We start from the raw sequence: 23,971 nt of genomic DNA, 5'->3' as shown, positions 1-23,971 counted from the left end.
GGCCCTTGGTGAGACGCTTTCTCAGCTCAGCCGCTGCGCAGCCTGGAGAGCAGGCGGTCCATGGCGCGATAGCCGAGCGCCTCGATCAGGTGCTCCTTGCCGATGGCAGGCTGGCCCGCCAGATCGGCGATGGTGCGCGACACCCGCAGGATGCGGTGCCAGGCCCGGATGCTGAGCCCGAGCTTCTGGATGGCGTTCTCCAGAAATTCGGCATCCTGTGGCGATAATCGGCAAATGTTTTCGATTTCACGGCTATCAAGCAGGTTGTTGAGCTTGCCATTGCGACTCAGCATGCGCTCGCGCGCCGCCAGCACCCGCTCGCGGATCTGTTGGCTCGACTCCCCCCGCTCCGCCTTGCCGGTCAGGCTCCCCTTGGGCAAGAGCGGCACCTCCACCGTCAGGTCGAAGCGGTCGAGGAAGGGGCCGGAGAGCTTGCCGAGGTAGCGCAGGATCTGATCCGGGCTGGAGCGGGTCTGACCGTCGCCATAGTGGCCACAGGGGCTGGGGTTCATGGCGCCGACCAGCTGGAAACGGGCGGGAAAGTCCACCTGACGGGCGGCCCGGCTGATGGTGATGTGGCCCGTCTCCAGCGGCTCGCGCAGGGAATCGAGCACCTTGCGTTCGAACTCAGGCAGCTCGTCGAGGAACAGCACCCCGTTGTGGGCCAGGGATATTTCGCCGGGACGCGGGTGACTGCCACCGCCCACCAGTGCCACCGCCGAGGCGCTGTGGTGGGGCGTTCGATAGGGCCTGTGGTGCCAGTGGCCGGCGCGCGGGGTGAGGCCGCCGATGGAGTGGATGGCGGCGGTCTGCTGCGCCTCCTGCTCGCTCAGCGGCGGCAGAATGCCGGGCAGGCGGCTGGCCAGCATGCTCTTGCCGGTACCGGGCGGGCCAATGAACAGCAGGTTGTGGCTGCCGGCGGCAGCGATCTCCAGCGCCCGCTTGGCCTGGGACTGGCCGATCACGTCCTGCAGGTCCGGCACGTCGGGCAGGCTCTCCGTGCTCTGGGGATCCGGCAGCGGCAGCTCGTACTGGCCCGCCAGCCAGGCGGTGACGGCCAGCAGCTGGTGGGCGGTGCGCACCTCGGCGTCCTGGATCAGCGAGGCCTCGGGGCCGTTCTCCCGCGGAACCAGCAGGGTGCGTCCGGCATCGCGGCAGGCGAGCACGGCGGGCAGCACCCCGAGCACGGGACGGATCTCGCCGGTCAGGGCCAGCTCCCCTAAAAATTCGTGATCGAGCAGGTATTTTGCCGGTATCTGCTTGGAAGCGGCGAGAATGCCGATGGCGATGGCCAGATCGAAACGGCCCCCCTCCTTGGGCAGGTCGGCGGGGGCCAGATTGACCGTGATGTGCTTGGACGGAAACTCGAAATTGCCGTTAAGCAGGGCGCTGCGCACCCGATCCCGCGACTCCTTCACCGAGGTTTCCGGCAATCCCACCATGTTGAAGGCGGGTAGGCCGTTGGAGAGGTGAACTTCCACCGTGACTTGCGGTGCCGCGACACCTAAGCTGGCACGGCTATAAACCACAGCTAATGACATAAATCTCGTCCTTGAGTTGGTATATGTTCTGGTTAACTGCTCTTTGGTGGTTTTTTATCCCAATCCGTCGGCTGCTAAATAGCCAAAATCAGAGGGTTGTCATCTAAAAAAACGCTTGCCCAATAAAATTCACCGTGCTAGTTCTAATAGCCATTCGCGGTAAAAACCGCCCCAATTTCACAGGATTTCCGGTTGTAACTATGAACATGGCCTACCGTTTCGTCAGCATTATTGTGGTCCTAGTGGTGATTATTATCTCACCGCTCGGGGCTCGTTTAGCTGCACGGAACAAGGGATAGACCCACCACCGGACAGAACGAAACAAGCGACCCCCGAGCCTCACGGCCCGGGGGTTTTTTTTCGACCAAAGGACAGGATTTTCCAGATGAACGGCGCGCAGTTTTTGGTACAGGCTCTCAAGAAACAGGGTGTGACCCAGGTGTTTGGTTACCCGGGCGGGGCCATCATGCCGGTCTACGATGCCCTGTATGACGGCGGTCTGGCGCACCAGCTCTGCCGCCACGAGCAGGGGGCCGCCATGGCGGCGGTGGGCTTTGCCCGCGCCTCCGGTCAGGTGGGGGTCTGCATCGCCACCTCGGGTCCGGGCGCCACCAACCTGGTGACTGGCCTTGCGGAGGCGCTGCTCGATTCGGTGCCGCTGGTGGCCATCAGCGGTCAGGTGCCCTGCGCCGCCGTGGGGACCGATGCGTTCCAGGAAGTGGACGTGCTCGGTATGTCTCTCTCCTGCACCAAACACTCCTTTATGGTGACGGACGTGGCGGATTTGCCTCAGGTGATCGCCGAGGCCTTCGCCATCGCCAGCGAGGGGCGCCCCGGCCCCGTACTGATCGATCTGCCCAAGGACGTGCAACTGGCCGAGGTGCCGGCCCAGAGCCCGCTGTTTGCGGTGGCGGAGCCCGAGCATCTCAATCCGGCCGAGCTGACGGCCGCTCGTACCCTGCTGGCAGCCGCCGAGCGCCCGGTGCTCTACGTCGGTGGCGGGGTGGGCATGGCCAATGCCGAGCAGCAGCTGCGCGACTTTGCCGCCGCCACTGGCATGCCTGCGGTCACCACCCTCAAGGGGATAGGTGCACTCGACCCCGACAGCCCCGTTTATCTGGGCATGCTTGGCATGCACGGCACCAAGGCCGCCAACTATGCGGTGCAGCAGTGCGACCTGCTGCTGGTGGTGGGTGCCCGTTTCGATGATCGGGTGACCGGCAAGCTGGAGGAGTTCGCCCCCGAGGCCAAGGTGATCCACCTGGATGTGGACGCCGCCGAGTTCGGCAAGCGCCGCGCCGCCGAAGTGGGCATCACCCAGGATCTGAAACAGGTGCTGCCGCACCTCGCCATGACGTTGGCCATCGAGCCCTGGCGTGAGCACTGCGCGAACATGGCCCGCGAGTACGCCTTCCGCTACGACCATCCCGGCCAGCCCATCTATGCTCCGGCGCTGCTCAAGCAGCTCTCCGCCAGGTTGCCGGAGAGCAGTGTGGTGGCCTGCGACGTCGGTCAGCACCAGATGTGGGTGGCTCAGCACATGCGCTTCACCAGCCCGCGCAACCACCTCTCCAGCGCCGGCCTCGGTACCATGGGCTTTGGTCTGCCGGCCGCCATCGGCGCCAAGATGTCGCGCCCGGAAGATGAAGTGGTGCTGGTGAGCGGCGACGGCTCTTTCATGATGAACGTGCAGGAGCTCGGCACCATCCGCCGCGCCCAGCTCAAGGTGAAGATGGTGCTGCTGGACAACCAGCGCCTCGGCATGGTGCGCCAGTGGCAGGAGCTGTTCTTCGACGGCCGCTACAGCGAGACCATCCTCTCCGACAACCCCGATTTCGTCGCCCTGGCCGCCGCCTTCGGCATTCCGGGCGAGACCATCACATGCAAGGAGGAGATAGCCCCGGCCCTCGACCGCCTGCTGGCGAGTGAGAGCGCCTATCTGCTGCATGTGGCCATTTCAGAGGAAGAAAACGTCTGGCCCCTGGTTCCGCCAGGAGTCGCCAACCACCAGATGATGGAGCAACGCCCATGAGTCAGTTCAATACCTTGCAAATCCATGCCCAGCCCAGACCCGAAGTGATGGAGCGGGTGCTGCGGGTGGTGCGTCACCGCGGTTTCAACCTCTGCGCCCTCAGCATGGAGCAGGATTGCCAACAACTGCGGATCACGGTTACTGTCGAGTCGGTGCGTCCCATCCAGCAGTTGTGGAGCCAGCTGGTGAAGCTGGTGGACGTCTCCCGGGTCGATGCACTGGAACAGCAACCCCGGATAAGAGCTTAAGGAGCCAAGCCAATGTCACAGCCTTCCCAATCCGCCACTCATCCCCAATACATCTGGTTCAACGGCAAACTGGTGCCCTGGCAGGATGCCCAGGTGCACGTGATGAGCCACGCCCTGCACTATGGCTCCTCGGTGTTCGAGGGGGTTCGCGCCTATGACACCCCCAAGGGGACCTGCATCTTCCGTTTGCAGGAGCACACCCGCCGCCTGTTCGACTCCGCCAAGATCTACTGGATGGAGGTTCCCTACAACGAGGCCGAGATCAACGAAGCCTGCCGCACCGTGGTGCGCGAGAACGGCCTGAAAAGCGGCTACCTGCGCCCGCTGGCTTTCATCGGTAACGTGGGCCTTGGCCTGCATCCTCCCAAGGATGCCAAGGCCGACGTGATCGTTGCGGCCATTCCCTGGGGCGCCTATCTGGGGGAAGAGGGACTGAAGAACGGGGTGGATGTGTGCGTCACCTCCTGGAACCGGCTCGCTCCCAACACCATTCCCACCGGTGCCAAGGCGGGCGGCAACTATCTCTCCTCCCAGCTGATCAGTCGCGAGGCCAAGCGCAACGGCTTCGCCGAGGGGCTGGCGCTGGACGTGAACGGTTACCTGAGCGAAGGGGCGGGGGAGAACCTGTTCCTGGTGAAGAACGGCGTGCTGTTCACCCCGCCCGCTACCGCCGCCATCCTGCCCGGCATCACCCGCGACACCATCATGACGCTGGCCCGCGATCTGGGTTACGAGGTGCGCGAGCAGGCGCTGCCCCGTGAAGCCCTCTATGTGGCAGACGAGATCTTCATGACCGGCACCGCCGCTGAAGTGACCCCGGTGCGCTCCGTCGATCGGATGCAGGTGGGCGCCGGTTGCCGCGGCCCGGTGACCGAGCAGCTGCAGAACGCCTTCTTCGGCCTGTTCAACGGCCAGACCGAAGACAAGTGGGGCTGGCTGACGCCCGTCAACGACTGATGAGAGAGGGGAGGTGTCATGCCTCCCCGAGTCGCTTCCGGTCAGGGCACTGCGCTGTGCCCTCACCAGGATCGATTCCCGATCCGAGAGTCACTTTTTCATTTCCAAAGATAATGAGCCCGCTGGGCATTCAGGGAGTAGAGACAATGCCGAAGTTGAGATCCGCCACCACCACCCACGGACGTAACATGGCCGGGGCCCGCGCCCTCTGGCGTGCCACCGGCATGACCGATCAGGATTTCGGCAAGCCCATCATCGCCGTGGTCAACTCCTTCACCCAGTTCGTGCCGGGCCACGTTCACCTCAAGGATCTGGGTCAGCTGGTGGCGCGGGAGATCGAAGCCGCCGGCGGGGTGGCCAAGGAGTTCAACACCATCGCCGTGGATGACGGCATCGCCATGGGCCACGGCGGCATGCTCTACTCCCTGCCGTCGCGCGAGCTGATTGCCGACTCGGTGGAGTACATGGTCAACGCCCACTGTGCCGACGCCATGGTCTGCATCTCCAACTGCGACAAGATCACCCCGGGGATGCTGATGGCCGCCCTGCGCATCAACATCCCGGTGATCTTCGTCTCCGGCGGCCCGATGGAAGCGGGCAAGACCAAGCTCTCCGACCAGATCATCAAGCTGGATCTGGTGGACGCCATGATCCAGGGCGCCGACCCCAAGGTCTCCGATGCCCAGAGCGAACAGGTGGAGCGCAGCGCCTGCCCGACCTGCGGCTCCTGCTCCGGCATGTTTACCGCCAACTCCATGAACTGCCTGACCGAGGCGCTGGGCCTCTCCCAGCCGGGCAACGGCTCGCTGCTGGCGACCCACGCAGACCGTGAGCAGCTGTTCAAGCTGGCGGGCCAGCGCATCGTGACCCTGGCCAAACGCTGGTATGAACAAGATGATGCGAGTGCCCTGCCGCGCAACATCGCCACCAAGGCGGCGTTCGAGAATGCCATGGCGCTCGACATCGCCATGGGAGGCTCCACCAATACCGTGCTGCACCTGCTGGCGGCGGCCCAGGAGGCGGGTGTCGACTTCACCATGGCCGACATCGACCGCATGTCGCGCAAGGTGCCCCAGCTGTGCAAGGTGGCGCCCTCTACCCAGAAATATCACATGGAAGACGTGCACCGCGCCGGTGGCGTCATCGCCATCCTGGGCCAGCTGGAAAAAGCGGGCCTGGTGCACGGCGACGCCCGCAACGTGCTGGGCACCTCGCTGGTGGAGCTGCTGGCCGAGTATGACGTCAGCCGCCAGCCGAGCCAGGAGGTGGTGGACTTCTACCGCGCCGGCCCGGCCGGCATCCGCACCACCAAGGCATTTAGCCAGGATTGTCGCTGGCCCGAGCTGGATCTGGACCGCGCCGAGGGCTGCATCCGCTCGCTGGACAACGCCTACAGCCTGGAGGGCGGCCTGGCCGTGCTGGCCGGCAACCTGGCGCTAAACGGCGCCATCGTCAAGACCGCCGGGGTGGACGAGGAGAACCTCACCTTCCGTGGCCCGGCCCGGGTATTCGAGAGCCAGGACACGGCTGTCGCCGGCATTCTGGACGGCACAGTGAAAGCGGGTGAAGTGGTGGTGATCCGCTACGAGGGCCCGAAAGGGGGCCCCGGCATGCAGGAGATGCTCTACCCCACCACCTATCTGAAATCCATGGGCCTGGGCAAGGCGTGTGCGCTGATCACCGACGGCCGCTTCTCCGGCGGCACCTCGGGTCTCTCCATCGGTCACGTCTCACCGGAGGCGGCCTCTGGCGGCACTATCGGTCTAGTGGAGGATGGCGACATCATCAACATCGACATCCCGGCTCGCAGCATGGTGCTGGAGGTGGCCGACAGCGTGCTGGCCGCCCGTCGCGTGGCCGTCGACGCCCGTGGCTGGAAGCCGCTCGATCGCCAGCGTCAGGTCTCCTTTGCCCTGCGCGCCTACGCCATGTTTGCCACCAGTGCCGACAAGGGTGCGGTGCGTGATCGCACCTTGTTGGGGGAATAAATCATGGTCTCTGCGGCGGATTATCTACGCAAGGTGCTGCTCTCCCCCGTCTACGAGGCGGCGCGGGTCACCCCTTTGCAAACCCTGAAAAAACTCTCCGAGCGGCTCGGCAATCACGTCAGCTTGAAGCGGGAGGACCTGCAACCGGTCCACTCCTTCAAACTGCGCGGCGCCTACCACAAGATTGCCACCCTGACCCAGGAGCAGAAGGAGCGCGGCGTCATCGCCGCCTCCGCCGGCAACCACGCCCAAGGGGTCGCCCTGTCGGCCGCCAGGCTCGGCATCAAGGCGATCATCGTGATGCCCAAGACCACGCCGGACATCAAGATCGACGCGGTGCGCCGCCAGGGCGGCAACGTGCTGCTGTTTGGCAACAGCTTCGACGAGGCCTACGGCGAGAGTCGCCGCCTCGCTGAATTGGAAGGCTACACCCTGATCCCGCCGTTTGACGACGTCGAGGTGATCGCCGGCCAGGGCACCATCGGCAAGGAGCTGCTGGAGCAGGATACCCACCTCACCCATGTCTTCGTGCCGGTGGGCGGCGGTGGCCTGGCCGCCGGGGTGGCGGTCTATATCAAACAGCTGTTGCCGGATGTGAAGGTGATCGGGGTAGAGGCGGAGGGCTCCGCCTGCCTCAAGGCGGCGCTGGCGGCCGGCGAGCCGGTCAATCTGGAGCGGGTCTCGCTGTTTGCCGACGGGGTGGCGGTCAAGCGCATCGGCGAGGAGACTTTCCGCCTGTGCAACCAGTATCTGGACGAGGTGGTGACCGTCTCCAACGACCAGATCTGCGCCGCGCTGAAAGACATCTTCGACGATTGCCGTGCCATCGCCGAGCCGTCGGGGGCCTTGTCGCTGGCGGGCCTCAAGGCCTACAGCGAGCGGGAGCAGGTGAAGGGGGGCCGGATGGCGGCCATTCTCTCCGGCGCCAACGTCAACTTCCACAGCCTGCGCTACGTGTCGGAACGCTGCGAGATCGGCGAGAAGCGCGAGGGCATGCTGGCGGTGACCATCCCCGAGCGCAAGGGGGCCTTCCTCGACTTCTGCCGCAATCTGGGGCCGCGCATGGTGACCGAGTTCAACTACCGTTACGCCGATGCCGAGCAGGCGTCGCTGTTCGTCTCGGTGCGCCTCAGCGGCGGTGACGAGGAGCTCGGCCAGATCATCGATCAGCTCGGCGGCAACGGCTATCCGGTGGTCAACATGACCGAGAGCGAGCTGGCCAAGAACCACGTGCGTTACATGATTGGCGGCCGCCCGGCCCGGCCCCTCGGTGAACGTCTCTACAGCTTCAAGTTTCCGGAGCAACCTGGCGCCCTGATGCGTTTCCTCGAGACCCTGGGGTGTCGCTGGAACATCAGCCTGTTCCACTATCGCAACCACGGCGCTGACTATGGCCGGGTGCTCTGCGCCTTCGAGCTGCCGGACGAGGACGTGGCGTCTTTCCACGACTATCTGCACGAGATTGGCTACGGCTGGAAAGAGGTGAGCGACGACCCCGCCTACCGGCTGTTTCTGGCCAGCTGACGGCAGAGCAAAACAGAGGGAGGCGTCAGCCTCCCTTTTTCATTCAGGATGTTTGCGGACGGGGCCGCCTGAGCCACTGAAAACTGTAGGCCAGCGCAATCAGCAGCAGGGTGCCGGGCAGCACGGTCTGCCACAGGAAGGGCAGGTCCAGTCCCGTCATCAGGATCAACAGGGGATTGGCGCCCGCCGGAGGGTGGATGATATCCAGCTGCTGCATCAGGGCGATGGCCAACCCCACCCCCAATGCCATCTGTAGCTCCACCGGCAACGGCAGCCAGGAGACGGCCAGACCGACACAAGCCGCCAGCAGGTGGCCGCCCAGCACGTTCTTCGGACGAGCGAGAGGGCTGTGTGGCAGTGAAAACAGCAGCACGCAGCTTGCCCCGAAAGGCGCCATCACCAGCGCCGCATGCCAGCTGAGGTTCATCCAGCCCAACAGGCCGATCGCCAACGCCGCCCCGCTTCCCGCCCATAGTGAGCCATACCATCTTGTCATTGCAGTTCCCTCTTGGTTTGTCAGTCGTGATTAGGCACATTAGGTAGACAGATCGGTGTACTTCAAGAGGCAATCATGAGTGAAAAGCGTCAGCAACTGGTGGAGACGGCCTATCGCCTGTTCAACCGCCATGGCTTTCATGCCACCGGTGTGGATCGCATCTGGGCCGAAGCAGGCAGCACCAAGCGTACCCTCTATCGCCACTTTCCCACCAAGGACGCGCTGATCGAGGAGGTGCTGATCTCCCGTGACCGGGAGTTCTTCGCCCTGCTCGACCAGAGGCTGGCCGGGCTAACGGGGCGCGAGGCTCGCCTGCAGGCGCTGTTCGACGGCTTCGGGGAGTGGTTCGGCCGTAGCGATTTCTATGGTTGCAACTTCATCAACGCCAGCGCCGAGTTTGCCGACCCGCGCCATCCGGTGCGCAAGCTGGTGGTGGCCCACAAGCAGGCGCTGCTGAACTGGGTGATGCACCGGCTCGACTGCAATCTGGCGCAGGCCACCGGGCTTTGCCTGCTGCTGGAGGGGGCCATAGTGATGGCGCACAGCTATCAGCAGCCGCCGGCGCTGGAGCAGGCTCGTGCGCTGGCACAGGCCATTTTGGTCGACGATGCGGCGATAATGCAGCCAAGTTCACACTCCTGACCTGCTGGTCATTTGAGGCTTCTTCGGGATGGGATACCCTGAGTGACGGCGAGGCCGCCTGACGGCTTCACACAGGGAGAGTGCGCACTCAGGCGCCCATAACGACTTATTGCAGAGGCTAAAAATGAAGAAATCGATGCTTGCCGTTCTGGTCAGTGGTTTGCTGGCAACGGGGGCGGTACAGGCCGCCGCCCAGGACAACACCTGGTATGTCGGCGGCAAGGCCGGTTGGTCCAATTTCTATGGCGTTGACTACGACCAGCAGGTCAAGGAAGTGCTGGATGCGGTGGATGCCAACGAGAAGGGGAACGAACTTGGCCTTGGCGCCTTTGCCGGCTATCAGCTGAACCAGAATGTGGCGTTCGAATTTGGCTACGACTGGCTTGGCAAGTACAAGGTGGATCAGCACTACTCTGGCAATGGCATCAATGCCGGACTGGAAGGTGAAGCCAAGGCCCAGATGCTGCAGGCCACCATGAAGATTGGCTTCCCGGCCACCTCGGCGCTGGATATCTATGGCCGTCTGGGGGGCGCCTATGCCTGGACCGAGAGTTCACTCGATGCCTGGATCAGCGATGGGACCAATTCAGTTTCCGGTTCGAGCAAGGGCAACAAGTATCACGGTGCGGCCTTTGTCGGGGCGCTGGGTATCGAATACGCCATCGACAAGGATTGGGCCGCCCGCCTCGAGTACCAGTACACCACGCCGCTTGGCAAGACCTCGCTGGATGAGTCCGGCATCGAGCTGGACAACGGCCTGCTCTCCGTCGGCATGCTCTATCGCTTCGGTCAGGTCGGCGATACGGTCGCCGCGCCGGCACCGGCCCCCGTGGTTGCCGAACCCGCGCCCGTGGTGGCGCCCAAGACCTTCAGCCTGAGCTCTGACGTATTGTTCGAGTTCAACAAGGCAACCCTGAAGCCGGAAGCCAACCAGGCACTGGACAACCTGTTCAGCCAGATAGTGGCGGCCAATCCGAAAGACGGGGAGGCCACCGTGGTGGGCTATACGGATCGCATCGGTTCCGACACCTACAACCTCTCTCTCTCCGAACAGCGTGCAAGAAGCGTGGCCAACTATCTGGTCAGCAAGGGTCTGTATGCCGACAAGGTGCGGGTCGAGGGGCGTGGCAAGGCCAATCCGGTGACCGGTGACAGCTGTGCCAGCCAGTCCCGGCAGCAGCTGATCGCCTGTCTGGCGCCGGATCGTCGGGTAGAAATCCATCTGGAAGGAGTCTCTCAGCCGGCGCAGTAACAGCCGCAGAGATGACAACGGGAGGCCTGGCCTCCCGTTTTTTTATGGTGTTTCGTGTGGCAGATCAGAGCCCGAACAGCGGCCGCAGGCGGATGCCGATCAGGCTGCCGGCGAGGGCCATCAGCATCCAGACCCAGCCGTGCAGGCTGCCCGACGCCGTGCCATCGAAGAAGCCGCCCAGGTTGCAAGCGCTGTACATGGCCCCCATGCCCATCAGCAGGCCGCCGAGAATGGCCGCCATGCTGTTGCCGAGGCGGATCGGGGCGAAGTTGCCGCCACCGCTGATGCAGCGCGCCAGCATGGCCCCCAGGATCCCCAGCCAGAACATGCCGACCATGGGGTTGATGAACAGCGGCTGGGCCAGTTTCGGGTTCCCCTCGAACAGGCCGAACAGGGAGGCGCCGCGCAGCGCCATGTCATAGACGGCGCCGGTGATGGTCCAGGCCGAGCCGTGCAGGGCGACCACGCTGGAGTTAAGCAGGGCGATGATGATGCCGCCGGTCAGCACGGTGAAGCGGCCGTCACGCCAGAACAGGTTGCCGCCGCTGAAGATGGGCTTGATCTCGCCGGTGTACTGCCGCTCGCTCTTGCGAAACAGCAGGAACAGCACGGCGACCAGCGCTAGGTTGAGCAGCATGCCGCTCCAGAGGTTGCCGGTCAGATCCTTGGCCAGTACGACCTGACTGGAGAAGGTGGCCTCCAGCTCGGGGCGAAACTGGTTGCTGATGAGGGTGCCGATGCCGTAGCAGATCAGCACCAGCCAGAAGCGAGGTTGCCCCTCGCCACAGCAGTAGAGAGTGCCAGTGGCGCAGACGCCCGCCAGCTGCATGCCGATACCGAACAGGAAGGCGCCGACGATGAAGGGAATGCCGATAGCCATCACGTTGCCCACCATAGCATCACCAAACAGGGCGTGGCTGAAGGAGAGAAAGGTGGTGAACAGCAGGATCTCGATGGCGATGGTGAGCAGGTGTACCCGCACGTAGTAGCTGTTGCGTTTGGTCAGCATTTCACGCCAACCGAAGACGATGCCGAAGCGGCTGAAGGAGAGAGTAAAGCCGAAACCGAATCCAATCAGGGCCATCAGAGCCCATTTCATACCAAAGGTGTTGCCTAGCCAGAGTAACGCTCCCCCCGCGATTGCCACGATGGGGAGCGACCATTTTCGATTCATGATGTTGTTTCCTATGTGTCATGGAAGATAGCCGAGCATCCTATTCCTCCACGACAAACGGGGCCAGCTCTGATTGGAGCTTTGCGTTGAAAGTGAAAAGAAAACCCCATCCAGATCAATTTACTGTGCGGCTTGCTCGCAGGGTGAACAGCAGAGTGGGGCTAGTCTGCCGACATGGTGCACAACAGGGGCCAGCACGACAGGGGGCGGCGCTTCACTGATCAGGAGAAGGCGCGGGAGAGTTCGCCCAGCATGCCACCCAGGATGGAGAGGCTGACGGCGCCAAACAGCAGGCCGGTCACCAGGTTGAGGGGGCGCTGAACCCGGCCGAGCAGGCGTTGTGCCCGGACGGTGGAGAGACTCCAGGCCAGGGCTCCGAACCAGAAGAGCGACAGCAGGAACAGCTCCAGCACCAGCAAGCCTCGGGTCAGGCCGTCCACCTGGGGCGTCACCATGGCGGCCAGCAGCCCCATGAAGAACAACAGCGCCTTGGGATTGAGCAAGTTGGTGGCCAGGCCGCTCTGCACCCCCTTGCGCCAACCGGCGCGCTCGCCACCGGCCTTGAAAGCCAGCTCACCCGCCCCTTGCCAGGCGGCCATCAGCGCCCCCCAGCCGAGCCAGCCCAGATAGAGGGCGCCGACCATCTTCACCGCCATGAACAACCAGTAATGCTCGGCGATCAGCAAGCTGATGCCGGTCAGGCTCAGGGTGGCGTGCAGCAAGATGGCGAGAGCGATGCCCAGCGCCGCGCCAAGGGCAGTGGGCCTGTGCAGGCTGGTGCGCAGGATCAGCGCGAAGTCGGGGCCCGGGCTCGCCAGGGCAACGAGATGGATGAGACCTATGGTCAGAAACAGGCTGGTAAACATGGGCATAACCTCAACGACATGATGAGGTCACAGGATGAAGGAAGCGGGGCCGGTTTGATTGTAAAAGATTGCACCGATCGCCGCGGATCAGTCCGTGCCAGTGGCCGTCATCAGCCCGGTACGTCTGAGACGGGGCGCATCTGCTGGCGGTAGTCGGCGGGGGTGAGGCCGAAGGCCTGCCGGAACCCGTGGTGAAAGTGGCTCTGATCGAAGAAGCCGACCGCGAGCGCCACCTCGCTCACCGGCAGGCCGCTGCCGAGCAGGCGCTTGCTTCGCTCCAGTCGCAGTCGCTTGAGCCAGGCGTAGGGGGTCATGCCAGTCTTCTTCTTGAACTGGCGCAGGAAGGCGAAGCGATCCAGCCCGAACAGGGCGGCCAGATCCTCCAGGCTGTGGCGCTCGTCCAGCCGGGCCAGCAGATGGTCGCGCAGGTATCTGAGCTGGGTATCGGCCAGGGCGTGGCGTTCGGGGGCGAGATGCAGCAGCTCGCCGAGCAGGGCCAGCAGCTGGCTCTCCGCCAGCAGGCCGTCAGGTTCGGGAGCCTCGCCCAGATACATGTGCAGGCGGGCGAAACCCAGATAGAGGTCGGGACGGCTTTGCAGTCCCTTGTCGAAGAAGGGTTCAGGGCTGTCCGGCAGCCAGATGGCCAGTTGTTCGGGAGCGATGGCGAACACCCGCACCTCGTACCCTTCCGGCAGCAGGCTCAGGCCATCGTGCATCTCGTCCGGGTTGACGGTGGAGAGCTCGCCGCGCACCAGGTTGTGGCTGCCGCCCTTGTGGATGAACCTCTGGCCGCCCTGCTGCACCAGACCGATGTGGTAGTCCAGGTGAACGTGGCGGCCATAGCTGAACTCCCTGTGGTGGGAGTGGGAGAGTTCAACCCCCGGCAACAGCCGGGATTGCCAGTAGTGGATGCGGGAGTGGGGTGTGCTCATCGTCTATTGATAACCTGAAACCCGGCTCAAGGCTTGTAGATTATTGCAGCGCGACGAGCCACACCGTCAATCCTGCTGTGTTACCGGCCGGCGGCTGCCGCTGCGCAGCCCGTCCAGACTGAACAGCACCAGGGCGCTCCAGATGAAGGCGAAGGTGACCATCTTGTCCAGCGCCAGTGCCTCGCCGTACAGGGTGACCGCCAGGATGAACATCAGGCTGGGCCCTATGTACTGGAAGAAGCCCAGGGTGGAGAGCTTGAGCCGGGTCGCGGCGGCGGTGAAGCAGAGCAGGGGGGCCGTGGTGACCACGCCGGCGGCGATCAGCAGCAGATTCAGGTGCCAGCTGTTTTCGGTCATATGGCTGGTGGGGCTGTCGGCAATACCCCACAGATAGAAGGCGGCCGGGGGCAACATGATCAGGGTCTCGATCAAGAGGCCGGTGAGGGCGTCGAGGGCCAGCTTCTTGCGAATGAGGCCGTAGATGGCAAAGCTCGCCGCCAGCACCAGGGCGATCCAGGGCAGGGAGCCGAACGCGATGATCTGGATGGCGACGCCGATCGCCGCCAGCCCGACCGCCCACCACTGCAAGCGACGCAGCCTCTCGCTCAGAAACAGCATGCCGAGCAGCACGTTGAACAGGGGGTTGATGTAGTAGCCGAGGCTGGCATCCAGCATGTGGCCGTTGTTGATGGCCCAGATGAACAGCAGCCAGTTGCCGCCGACGGTCACCGAGGTGAAGGCCAGGGTGAGCAACACTTTGGGTTGACGCAGCACCGCCTGTACCTTGTGCCACTGGCGGCCGAGCAGGGTCAGCACCAGCAGCAGGGCGCAGGACCAGATCATGCGGTGGGTCAGGATCTCGGCGGCCGGTACGGCCGAAATCGTCTTGAAGTAGATGGGGGCCAGACCCCAAAGGGTGTAGGCGCACAAGGCGTAGATGACGCCCTGGCGCTGAATTTGTTGCTGCATGCGGATGACCTTCACTGGAGAGTCGGATGCGAGAACGCATCGCAAAAAAACCAGTGTAGCGATCCTTTAGGAGGGACAGAAGCGAATAAATGGGGAAAGATCGATGGTGACGATATGTTTTAACGTCTAGCGACCACCGCGCCGGATCTTGTCGACGTCCCGCAGCAGCCACAGCATCAGGGCGATGGCCGAGATCCAGGGGCCCCAGGTCACGTAGGCTTCACCATGCCCCAGTGCGAAAAACAGCAGGGGTAGGCCGATCACCAGAAACAGTACACTTCCCAGAAAAAATAACATTTTTATCTTAATATTTAACGACTTGCCTGTTTGATAATTATATCGATTGAGACGTGCGATGAAAGGGGAAAAATGAAAAAGGGGGTTTTAACCCCCTTTTGCGAAGATGGAAGCTGTTTCTGCGATTATTCCAGCTGGATCCAGGTACTTTTCAGCTCGGTATATTTCTCCAGCGCATGCAATGACTTGTCGCGCCCGTTGCCGGACTGCTTGAAGCCGCCAAACGGCATTGTCATGTCGCCGCCATCCCAGTTGTTGACGAACACAGTGCCTGCGCGCAGGGCGCGGGAGCCCTTGACCGCCTTGTTGAGATCCGCCGTCCAGATCGCCGCGGCCAGGCCGTAGTCGGTGTCGTTGCCAAGGGCGATCGCCTCCTCCAGGGTATCGAAGCCGGTCACCGCCAGCACGGGGCCGAAGATCTCCTCGCGGAAGATGCGCATCTCTGGGGTCACCTCGTCGAAGATGGTGGGCTCGATGTAGAAGCCGCCGCTCTCCTCATTGGTGCGCTTGCCTCCCAGCAGCAGTTTGGCCCCCTCTTGCTGGCCGATATCGATATAGCGCAGTACCTGCGCCATCTGGATGTCGTCCACCATGGCACCGATGCGGGTGGTGGGGTCGAGGGGGTTGGCGGAGATCCACTCGCGGGCGTGGGCCAGCAGTCGCTCCATGAATTGCGGCTTGATGCTGTTTTGCACCAGCAGGCGGGAGGCGGCGGTGCACACCTCGCCTTGGTTGTAGAAGATGGCCCCGGCGGCGCTTCGGGCGGCGGCGTCCAGATCCGGCGCGTCCGCCAGTATGATATTTGGGCTCTTGCCACCGCACTCCATAAAGGCGCGCTTGAGGTTGGACTTGCCGGAGCACTCCACCAGATGTTTGCCGATTTTGGTGGAGCCGGTGAAGGTGATGCAGTCCACGTCCATGTGCATGGCCAGCGCCTCGCCCACCGTGTGGCCGAAGCCCGGCAGTACGTTGAAGACCCCGTCCGGAATGCCCGCCTCTTTGGCAATGCCCGCGATGCGCAGGGCGGTGAGGGGGGATTTCTCGGAGGGTTTCAGGATCACCGAGTTACCGGTGGCCAGCGCCGGGCCCAGCTTCCAGCAGGCCATCACCAGCGGGAAGTTCCAGGGCACGATGGCGGCCACGACGCCGAGGGCCTCGCGGGTCACCAGTGCCAGCGCGGACTCCTCTACTGGAGCAACCTGATCGTAGATCTTGTCGATGGCCTCGGCGTTCCAGGCGATGCAGTTGGCGGCGGCAGGGGCGTCGTAACCCATGGCATCACCGATGGGCTTGCCCATGTCCAGCGACTCCAGCAGGGCCAGTTCCACCAGATTGAGGCGCATCAGCTCGGCGAAACGCTGCAGGATCTGCTTGCGCTGTTTCGGTGACAGGCCGCTCCAGCGCTTGTCATTGAAGGCGGTGCGGGCAGCCTGCACCGCCAGTTCGGCGTCGGCGGCGTCGCAGGCTGCAACCTTGGTCAGCAGCTGGCCGTTGGCCGGATTGATGCAGTCAAAGGTGGCGCCATTGATGGCGTCCCGGTAGCTGCCGTCGATGAAGGCTTGCGAGGGCAGGGTCAGGTGGGCGGCCTTGTGTTGCCACTGGGCCAGGGTCAGGTCACTCATGTTCACTCCTTGAACCGGTCTTAAGTCAGTTCCCGCGTATCAATATGCTAAACAACCCGCCACTTGTAAATCAATCTTGTAACAATTTCTTAAACACTGTTCCCTGCCGAGGAGGCGCCGTCGTTTAGAAGCTGGCGGGGGTGTTGGCCGAGATCAGCACGCACTCCTGCTCGCCCACGTTGCGAAACCGGTGCGGGGTGCGGCTGTCGAAGTAGTAGCCATCCCCGGCCGCCAGCAAGTAGATCTGCTCGCCCACCGTGACCTCGACTTCACCGCGGATGATGATGCCGCACTCTTCCCCTTCGTGGCTCAGCATGTCGTCACCGGTGTCGGCGCCCGGCGGCAGTATCTCCTGCAGCATGCCGATGGCGCGGTTGGCACGGCTGTGGCCCACCAGGCGGTAGCTGATGGGGTGGGAGCCGAGGTCCGGCATCTCATCGGCGCGAAAGACCACCTCGGAGTCCATTTCTGTCTCGTCGGTGAAGAAGCTGGCCAGGGACATGGGAATGCCTTCCAGCACCTTGCGCAGGGAGGCGACGGAGGGACTTACCTGATTCTTCTCGATCTGGGAGATGAAGCCGTTGGTCACGCCCGAACGTTTGGCCAGCTCCCGCTGGGAGAGGGCGGCCTTGGTGCGAACCGCCTTGAGACGGTGACCGATATCCATCGATAGACACTCCTTGCTGTTTACTATTATTAAATTTGTGTTAAATATCTTATACCACCCTGCTCATGCCATCTAGCCGGGGTGACACCGGACAGGGCAATAATGAGCCCTTTTTTAGGAATTCAGGTGTTTAATTTAATAGGCGATAGCCGAGAGTTGCTAAACACCTTAAGGATGAGGTGACCATGAAACCGATCAGCGACATCAATACCCCCTCCGACATGTCCGCCTTCTGGATGCCGTTCACCGCCAACCAGCAGTTCAAGGCGGCGCCGCGCATCCTGAAGTCGGCAGAGGGGATGTATTATCACTCAGAGGATGGCCGCAAGATACTGGATGGCACGGCCGGGCTCTGGTGTTGCAACGCGGGTCATGGTCGCCGCGAGATCGCCGAAGCGGTCTCCCAGCAGATTTCCCACCTCGATTTTGCTCCCACGTTCCAGATGGGCCACCCCCTGCCGTTCGAGCTGGCCAACCGGCTGGTGGAGATAGCCCCCAAGGGATTCGGCCACGTCTTCTATACCAATTCCGGGTCTGAATCCGTCGATACGGCGCTGAAAATCGCACTGGCCTGGCAGCGTGCCCGGGGTCAGGGGACCCGCACCCGGCTCATCGGCCGCGAGCGCGGCTACCATGGCGTAGGTTTTGGCGGCATCTCGGTGGGCGGCATTCCCGGCAATCGCAAATGGTTCGGCTCCCTGCTGACCGGGGTGGATCATCTGCCCCACACCCTCAACATCGCCAAAAACGCCTTCACCAAGGGACTGCCTGACGAGGATGTCACCCTGGCCGACGAGCTGGAGAAGATCGTCTTTTTGCATGACGCCAGCAATATTGCTGCAGTCATCGTCGAGCCCATCGCCGGCAGCACTGGCGTCATCATGCCGCCCAAGGGCTACCTCAAGCGGCTGCGGGAGATCTGCACCAAACACGGCATCCTGCTGATCTTCGACGAGGTGATCACCGGCTTCGGTCGCCTCGGCTCCCCGTTTGCCGCCCAGGAGTTCGATGTCATCCCCGACATGATCACCTGTGCCAAGGGGCTCACCAACGGCGCTATCCCCATGGGGGCCGTGCTGGTACAGAACCACATCTATGACGACATGATGGCGGCGGGCAAGGGGGCCATCGAGCTGTTCCACGGCTATACCTACTCCGGTCATCCGGTGGCTGCGGCCGCAGGCCTGGCGACCCTCGAGATCTACCGCAACGAAAACCTGCTCAGCCGCGCCGCCGATCTGGCGGGCTACTGGGAGGAGGCGGCTCATTCGCTCAAGGGCTGCAAGCACGTTAAGGATGTGCGCAACTATGGTCTGGTTGCGGGTATCGAGCTCGAATCCATGCCGGATGCGCCGGGCAAGCGTGCCTACGAGGTGTTTGTGCGCTGCTTCGAGAAGGGGGCCCTGATCCGGGTCACCGGCGACATCATCGCCCTGTCGCCGCCCCTCATCATAGAGCGCAGCCAGATCGACGATCTCTTTACCCTGCTGCAGGATGCCCTGCAGGCCCAGCCCTGATCCCGCCAATGGCCCCGCTTCGGCGGGGCCTTGAGCAGGTCGGGCGCACCCAGCCATTACCCATCACGGAGGATACATGACATACAGGGTCAGCAATTTTATCAACGGCGTACGTCAGGAGAGTCGCAGCGAGCTCCAGGGGGCCATCTTCAATCCGGCCTGTGGCAAGCAGCAGGGAAGCGTGGGACTGTCGAGCGCGGCGGAGTGCCAGGAGGCCATCGCTGTGGCCCAGCAGGCCTTTTCTGACTGGTCGCAGACCCCGCCGCTGGTGCGAGCGCGGGTGCTGTTTCGCTTCAAGGAGCTGATGGAGCAACACAGGGACGAGCTGGCGGAGCTCATCAGCCGCGAGCACGGCAAGGTCTTCTCCGACGCTCAGGGCGAGCTGACCCGGGGACTGGAGGTAGTGGAGTTCGCCTGTGGTATCCCTCATCTGCTCAAGGGGGAGCACTCCCTCAACGTGGGGCGCGGGGTGGACAGCTACTCCATGATGCAACCGGTCGGGGTGTGCGCCGGTATCACGCCGTTCAACTTCCCGGCCATGGTGCCGCTGTGGATGTTCCCGGTGGCCATTGCCTGCGGCAACACCTTTATCCTCAAGCCGTCCGAGAAGGATCCGTCCCTCTCCCTGCGCATGGCCGAGTTGCTCAAGGAGGCCGGCCTGCCGGACGGCGTGGTCAACGTGGTGAACGGCGACAAGGAGGTGGTGGACGTGCTGCTGACCGATCCGAGAGTGGGTGCCGTGTCGTTTGTCGGCTCCACCCCCATCGCCGAGTACATCTACTCGACCGCTTCGGCCCACGGCAAGCGGGTGCAGGCGCTGGGCGGCGCCAAGAACCACATGGTGGTGATGCCGGATGCAGACCTCGAGCAGGCAGTTTCCGCCCTGATGGGGGCAGCTTACGGGGCGGCCGGGGAGCGCTGCATGGCCATCTCGGTAGCCGTGGTAGTGGGGGATGAAACCGCCGATGCGCTGGTGGCGCGCCTCGCACCGCTGGTGGAGAAACTGCGGGTCGGCCCCGGGCTGGGGCAGGCACAAGAGAACGAAATGGGCCCCCTCATCAGCCGCGAGCATCTGGCCAAGGTGCGCGGTTATGTGGATCAAGGGGTGGCCGAAGGGGCTCAACTGCGAGTCGATGGCCGTGGTTTGCAACATGAGGAGGGTTACTTCATCGGTGGCTGCCTGTTCGATCGGGTGAGCCCGGAGATGCGCATCTACCGGGAGGAGATCTTCGGCCCCGTGCTCTCCATCGTGCGGGTCCCCGATTACGAGATGGCGCTCAAGCTCATCAACGAGCACGAGTATGGTAATGGCACCGCCATCTTCACCTGTGACGGCGATACGGCGCGGGACTTCACGGCGCGGGTGCAGGTCGGTATGGTAGGGGTGAACGTTCCCATCCCCGTGCCCATGGCGTTTCACAGCTTTGGCGGCTGGAAGCGGTCCATCTTCGGGCCGCTCAACATGCACGGACCGGATGGGGTGCGCTTCTATACCCGGATGAAGACGGTGACGGCACGCTGGCCCCAGAGTCTGCGCAGCGGTGCCGAATTCTCCATGCCGACCATGAAGTGACGTTCAGCCCCACTGCCATGGATTAACGCTTTGCCCCCGCAGGTCATGGATCTGCGGGGGCAACTTTGTAAAGGAATAACAGATGCGATTGGGTATTCTTGATTGTGACCGGCTGGATCCCGATCTGGTGGATCGTTTTGGCCCCGTTTACTCCGAGATGTTTATCAAGGGATTCCAGCCGCTGGCGCCTGAACTGGAATTTCGGGTCTGGTCGGCCCTCGATGGCGAATTGCCGGAAGATCTGCGCGAGTGCGATGCCTGGCTCATCACGGGATCCCGCCACGATGCTTACAGCGATGTTCCCTGGATCCAGGCACTACGCGACTGGATCCGTCGTGCTCACGACGCCGACGTCAAATTGGCCGGCGTTTGTTTCGGCCATCAGGTGATCGCCCAGGCGCTGGGGGGGGAGGTGGTGAAGTCTACCAAGGGGTGGGGGCTGGGGGTCTCGGTCCATCCCATGCTGGCTGATGCGCCCTGGATGGCGCCGGCGCGCGAGCAGATCCGCATCCTGGCTAGCCATCAGGATCAGGTCGCGCTGCTGCCTCCCGGAGCCACCCGGCTGGCGGGCAATGACTTTTGTCCCAATTTCATGTTTTTGCAGGGTGATCATATCGTCGCCATACAGGGGCATCCGGAATTTTCGGTGGAGTACAACCGGGCGCTGATCGAGCGCCGGCGCGGTTTGCTGCCCGATGAGCGCTATCAACACAGCCTCTCCTCGCTGGAGGGGGAAGTGGATTCCGCCACCATGATGCAGTGGTTGTTGCAGTTTCTGGGGATCTTGCCGGTGCAGCCTGGCGAAGCCTGAGGCCGGTTTGTCAGCCACCCCCTTGGAGTGCTAGATTTTGTAGCAAAATGAAGGATCAAGCGCTGCGATGTCGGCCATGAATGATACACTGGCCGCCCTTTGTGGCGGCCAGTTTGTCTGGCTTGAACGCCGCGCCAGCCTGAGAGGGTGAAGCCTTGAAACTACAGCAACTGAAGTACTTGATCGCGATCCGGGACCATAACCTCAATGTCTCGGTGGCGTCGGATGCGCTCTATACCAGCCAGCCCGGTGTCAGCAAGCAGATCGGCCTGCTGGAGAGCGAGCTGGGCGTGCGGATCTTCGAGCGTCGTGGCAAGCACCTGCACCGCATCACCCCGGTCGGGGAGGAGATCATCAAGTGTGCCGAGGCGATGCTCAACATAGAGAGCAAGATCAAGGCGATCTCTCGCGAGTATCTGGATCCGACCGTGGGCACCCTCAATATTCACACCACCCACACCATCGCCCGCTACCTGCTGCCCAAATCGGTCACCTATTTCACCAAGAAGTACCCCAAGATCTCGTTCCACCTCCATCCCGTGATGTCGGCCAGCAAGGAGCAGATCAGCAAGGGGTATTCGGATTTTTCCATCGTGGCTCACGAGATTGGCTTCGACAAGGAGCTCATCGCCCTGCCGGCCTACCTCTGGACCCTCTCCCTGGTGGTGCCGCAGGATCATCCGCTGGCCAGGGTGAAGAAGCCGACTCTGGAGCAACTCTGCCAGTATCCCATCCTCAGCTACGAGAGTGGTGCAACCGGCCGTCAGGTGCAGGACGACGCGTTTCAGGCCGCGGGCCTCTCGCCGAGCTACTACATGACGGTGATGGATGCTGGGGTGATCAAGCGTTATGTGGAGCTGGGCTTTGGCATCGGCATCATCTCGTCGCTGGTGGCCAACGATACCGACAGCCCCGGGCTGGTCTCCATCAATCTGGAGCACCTGTTCAAACCCTGCCCGGCGCAGATCTGCTTCAGCAAGAGCATCCTCTTGCAGAACTATATGTATGACTTCATCAGCTCCTTCTCGCCCCACCTCACCAAGGAGGTGATCCAGAATGTGATGCAGCAGCCGACCCAGGCGCGCATTGATGAGCTGATGGCCGGGGTGGAGCTGCCCATCTATTGATCCGGATCGGATCCTGCCCCTCTGCCGGTTGCACCTCTGGGCTGGCTGAGCTCTACTCTGGGCTCTGCCTGTGCCGTTTTCAGACTCGTCGTTAGAGGTCGCTATGTCCCGGATTCTGCTGCTTGCCAATCTCAACTGTGATCATGTGCTCTCCCTCTCCGAACCCCTGGTGGCCGGTGCCCGTCTGCAATATGTGGATCAGGGGCGCAGGCTGGGTGGCGGCGCCGCCAACACCGGCATCGGGTTGGTCTGGGCCGGTCATGAGGTGACCCTCGCCTCCCGCATTGGGCTGGACGAGACGGGGGACTGGCTGCTGGAACAGGCGGCCGGTTACGGGCTGGATTGCAGCCACGTGGAGCGCTTCGGGGGTGAGACCGGTGAACTGCTGATCCTGGTGGATGCCACCGGCGAGCGCACCATCCTCAGGCGCCCCCGGCGCCCGGATCTGCCCGGCGACATGCCGCTGGAGGGGGTGGACTGCCTCTATGTGAACTATCCGGGCACCGCCATGGTGGGTTATATGCGCCAGATGCTCGGCAAGAGCTTCGTGGTAGCCCAGTACCCCAAGGGCGGGCAGGTGCGCCGCCCTTGCCACGTGCTGATCGCCTCCCGCTCCGATCTCGGGGAGGTGGGCGATCCTTGGCAACATGCCCGCCAGCTGGCCGGTGAGCAGCTGGAGTGGCTGGTACTGACGGAAGGCAAGGCCGGCGCCGTGGCCATTCATGACGAGGAGCAGATCCGGGTGGCGGCGCGGCCCGTCTCCGTGGTCGATACCACGGGGGCTGGAGATGCCTTCGCCGGCGGCCTGATCCACGGGTTGGCGCGGGGCATGGCAATCGAGGAGGCTCTGCAGTGCGCGGTGGATTGGGGGGCCTTTGCGGTCGCCTCCGAGAGCTCCATCCCTTCCCTTGCCCTCAAGAAATGGCTGAAACAGCCCCACTGAAGTTCCCCTGACAAGGGGCGAACGCGAGAGCTGGTAGTGTGCCAAGTTCTGGAAATTTCCCCGCCATAATGCCACCAAACGCCGGGATAACCCGGCAAGTTTGCGATCAATCAAAGAAAGTGTCGATTTATGTGCATCTTCATCGACACCCGGTTGTGCTGCTCTTAACCTGTCATTCCGCAACTCAGATTAAGAGACAGGCCCGCACAGGCGACGCGGTTGTCTCCTGCCTCTTAGCTCAATGTTGTCGTCCTGATTTCTGGCTTGTAGTAAGAGGCAAGTGCGACCATGCAACTGACACGATTTACCGACTATGCCCTGCGTACCCTGACCTTCCTGGCCGTCCAGCCGAGCGATCGCCTGTCGACCATCACCGAAGTGGCCGACACCTTCGGTATCTCCCGCAACCACGTGGTCAAGATAGTGCACCAGCTCGGGATCAAGGGGTACATAGAGACGGTACGTGGCAAGCATGGCGGCATCCGCCTTGGCCGTGCAGCGGTATCCATCAATCTGCGGGACGTGGTGATGGACATGGAGCATGTGCTCTGTCCGGTCGACTGCAAGCGCGAGAACTGTCGCCTCTCCGGCGGCTGCCGCATTCAGGGGATCCTGCGTCGCGCCATGAACGCCTTCCTGGAAGTGCTGGGTGAGTACACCCTGGCCGATGCGGTACGCGATCCTACCCGTCTGTGCCACCTGCTGGGTATAGAACAGGAGTCCATCCTGGCGATGGCGTGATCCGAAACGGGAACGAACAAGACATAAGAGGGGCCCTTGCTGGCTCCTTTTT

22 protein-coding genes are annotated in these 23,971 nt (G+C 62.9%); 13 read left to right on the top strand and 9 right to left on the bottom strand.

Translation table 11 applies throughout. From position 1 onward, the window contains the following. Positions 1 to 26: 26 nt before the first annotated feature. Positions 27 to 1,541 carry a YifB family Mg chelatase-like AAA ATPase gene (locus ACB028_RS15395; protein ID WP_371144648.1) on the bottom strand — a complete coding sequence of 505 codons (1,515 nt, stop codon included), beginning with the start codon at positions 1,539 to 1,541 and terminating at the stop codon, positions 27 to 29. Between the two features lie 385 nt (positions 1,542 to 1,926). Between ACB028_RS15395 and ilvG the strand changes: the two genes are divergently transcribed. The 5 genes from ilvG (at position 1,927) to ilvA (ending at position 8,290) form a co-directional block, all read left to right on the top strand. After that, the gene (gene ilvG / locus ACB028_RS15390; RefSeq protein WP_371144647.1) at positions 1,927 to 3,573 is read left to right on the top strand and encodes an acetolactate synthase 2 catalytic subunit; all 1,647 of its coding nucleotides are present in this window, start codon (positions 1,927 to 1,929) and stop codon (positions 3,571 to 3,573) included. Further along, positions 3,570 to 3,821 carry an acetolactate synthase 2 small subunit gene (gene ilvM / locus ACB028_RS15385; RefSeq protein WP_042005585.1) on the top strand — a complete coding sequence of 84 codons (252 nt, stop codon included), beginning with the start codon at positions 3,570 to 3,572 and terminating at the stop codon, positions 3,819 to 3,821. Before ilvG ends, ilvM begins: the two co-directional genes overlap by 4 nt. A gap of 12 nt (positions 3,822 to 3,833) precedes the next feature. Then, entirely contained in the window at positions 3,834 to 4,778 is a 945-nt protein-coding gene (locus ACB028_RS15380; protein WP_017781281.1) for a branched-chain amino acid transaminase, read from the top strand. A gap of 146 nt (positions 4,779 to 4,924) precedes the next feature. After that, a complete protein-coding gene (gene ilvD, locus ACB028_RS15375) occupies positions 4,925 to 6,766 on the top strand; it encodes a dihydroxy-acid dehydratase (RefSeq protein ID WP_371144646.1) in 1,842 nt (613 codons plus the stop codon). 3 nt (positions 6,767 to 6,769) lie between these two features. Beyond that, positions 6,770 to 8,290, top strand: a complete 1,521-nt coding sequence (gene ilvA, locus ACB028_RS15370; protein WP_042072576.1) for a threonine ammonia-lyase, biosynthetic — start codon at positions 6,770 to 6,772, stop codon at positions 8,288 to 8,290. A 43-nt stretch (positions 8,291 to 8,333) separates the two neighbouring features. Here ilvA and ACB028_RS15365 read toward each other — a convergent pair whose 3' ends face one another. Then, a complete protein-coding gene (locus ACB028_RS15365; RefSeq protein WP_371144665.1) occupies positions 8,334 to 8,729 on the bottom strand; it encodes an HPP family protein in 396 nt (131 codons plus the stop codon). 132 nt (positions 8,730 to 8,861) lie between these two features. On the opposite strand from ACB028_RS15365, the gene ACB028_RS15360 reads away from it, so the two are divergent. Both ACB028_RS15360 and ompA read left to right on the top strand, forming a co-directional pair. Beyond that, the gene (locus ACB028_RS15360) at positions 8,862 to 9,428 is read left to right on the top strand and encodes a TetR/AcrR family transcriptional regulator (protein WP_042027134.1); all 567 of its coding nucleotides are present in this window, start codon (positions 8,862 to 8,864) and stop codon (positions 9,426 to 9,428) included. 124 nt (positions 9,429 to 9,552) lie between these two features. Further along, the gene (gene ompA / locus ACB028_RS15355; protein ID WP_042072571.1) at positions 9,553 to 10,680 is read left to right on the top strand and encodes a porin OmpA; all 1,128 of its coding nucleotides are present in this window, start codon (positions 9,553 to 9,555) and stop codon (positions 10,678 to 10,680) included. 64 nt (positions 10,681 to 10,744) lie between these two features. On the opposite strand, the gene ACB028_RS15350 is transcribed toward ompA, so the two are convergent. From ACB028_RS15350 to ACB028_RS15320, 7 genes are all read right to left on the bottom strand, one after another. Then, the gene (locus ACB028_RS15350) at positions 10,745 to 11,779 is read right to left on the bottom strand and encodes a YeeE/YedE thiosulfate transporter family protein (RefSeq protein WP_371144664.1); all 1,035 of its coding nucleotides are present in this window, start codon (positions 11,777 to 11,779) and stop codon (positions 10,745 to 10,747) included. Between the two features lie 296 nt (positions 11,780 to 12,075). Continuing rightward, complete coding sequence (locus tag ACB028_RS15345) at positions 12,076 to 12,720, bottom strand: LysE family translocator (RefSeq protein ID WP_042072568.1); 645 nt, start codon at positions 12,718 to 12,720, stop codon at positions 12,076 to 12,078. A 110-nt stretch (positions 12,721 to 12,830) separates the two neighbouring features. Further along, entirely contained in the window at positions 12,831 to 13,652 is an 822-nt protein-coding gene (locus tag ACB028_RS15340; protein WP_371144645.1) for a helix-turn-helix domain-containing protein, read from the bottom strand. 66 nt (positions 13,653 to 13,718) lie between these two features. Beyond that, positions 13,719 to 14,621, bottom strand: a complete 903-nt coding sequence (gene rarD, locus ACB028_RS15335; RefSeq protein WP_042027126.1) for an EamA family transporter RarD — start codon at positions 14,619 to 14,621, stop codon at positions 13,719 to 13,721. A 126-nt stretch (positions 14,622 to 14,747) separates the two neighbouring features. Continuing rightward, the gene (locus ACB028_RS15330) at positions 14,748 to 14,918 is read right to left on the bottom strand and encodes a hypothetical protein (protein ID WP_167335337.1); all 171 of its coding nucleotides are present in this window, start codon (positions 14,916 to 14,918) and stop codon (positions 14,748 to 14,750) included. Between the two features lie 125 nt (positions 14,919 to 15,043). Further along, on the bottom strand, positions 15,044 to 16,540 hold the full coding sequence (locus tag ACB028_RS15325; RefSeq protein WP_042027124.1) for an aldehyde dehydrogenase: 1,497 nt from the start codon (positions 16,538 to 16,540) through the stop codon (positions 15,044 to 15,046). A gap of 124 nt (positions 16,541 to 16,664) precedes the next feature. Next, entirely contained in the window at positions 16,665 to 17,207 is a 543-nt protein-coding gene (locus ACB028_RS15320) for a cupin domain-containing protein (RefSeq protein ID WP_371144644.1), read from the bottom strand. Positions 17,208 to 17,392: 185 nt separating this feature from the next. Here ACB028_RS15320 and ACB028_RS15315 point away from each other — a divergent pair, with 185 nt between their 5' ends. The 6 genes from ACB028_RS15315 (at position 17,393) to ACB028_RS15290 (ending at position 23,919) form a co-directional block, all read left to right on the top strand. Beyond that, positions 17,393 to 18,724: an aspartate aminotransferase family protein gene (locus ACB028_RS15315; protein ID WP_201981856.1), complete on the top strand. Its 1,332-nt coding sequence runs from the start codon at positions 17,393 to 17,395 to the stop codon at positions 18,722 to 18,724. Positions 18,725 to 18,800: 76 nt separating this feature from the next. Continuing rightward, the gene (locus ACB028_RS15310; protein ID WP_371144643.1) at positions 18,801 to 20,297 is read left to right on the top strand and encodes a CoA-acylating methylmalonate-semialdehyde dehydrogenase; all 1,497 of its coding nucleotides are present in this window, start codon (positions 18,801 to 18,803) and stop codon (positions 20,295 to 20,297) included. An 82-nt stretch (positions 20,298 to 20,379) separates the two neighbouring features. Beyond that, positions 20,380 to 21,108, top strand: a complete 729-nt coding sequence (locus ACB028_RS15305; protein WP_201942264.1) for a glutamine amidotransferase — start codon at positions 20,380 to 20,382, stop codon at positions 21,106 to 21,108. Between the two features lie 155 nt (positions 21,109 to 21,263). Next, positions 21,264 to 22,235 carry a LysR substrate-binding domain-containing protein gene (locus ACB028_RS15300; RefSeq protein WP_042025300.1) on the top strand — a complete coding sequence of 324 codons (972 nt, stop codon included), beginning with the start codon at positions 21,264 to 21,266 and terminating at the stop codon, positions 22,233 to 22,235. A 103-nt stretch (positions 22,236 to 22,338) separates the two neighbouring features. Then, entirely contained in the window at positions 22,339 to 23,178 is an 840-nt protein-coding gene (locus ACB028_RS15295; protein WP_371144642.1) for a PfkB family carbohydrate kinase, read from the top strand. Positions 23,179 to 23,466: 288 nt separating this feature from the next. Further along, entirely contained in the window at positions 23,467 to 23,919 is a 453-nt protein-coding gene (locus ACB028_RS15290; protein WP_026456341.1) for an Rrf2 family transcriptional regulator, read from the top strand. The last annotated feature ends 52 nt before the right edge of the window (positions 23,920 to 23,971 follow it).

Source organism: Aeromonas sp. S9(2024) (assembly GCF_041403185.1).
GTDB classification, from domain to species: Bacteria; Pseudomonadota; Gammaproteobacteria; order Enterobacterales; family Aeromonadaceae; genus Aeromonas; species Aeromonas enteropelogenes.
This window is presented reverse-complemented; position numbering and strand designations above follow the sequence as displayed.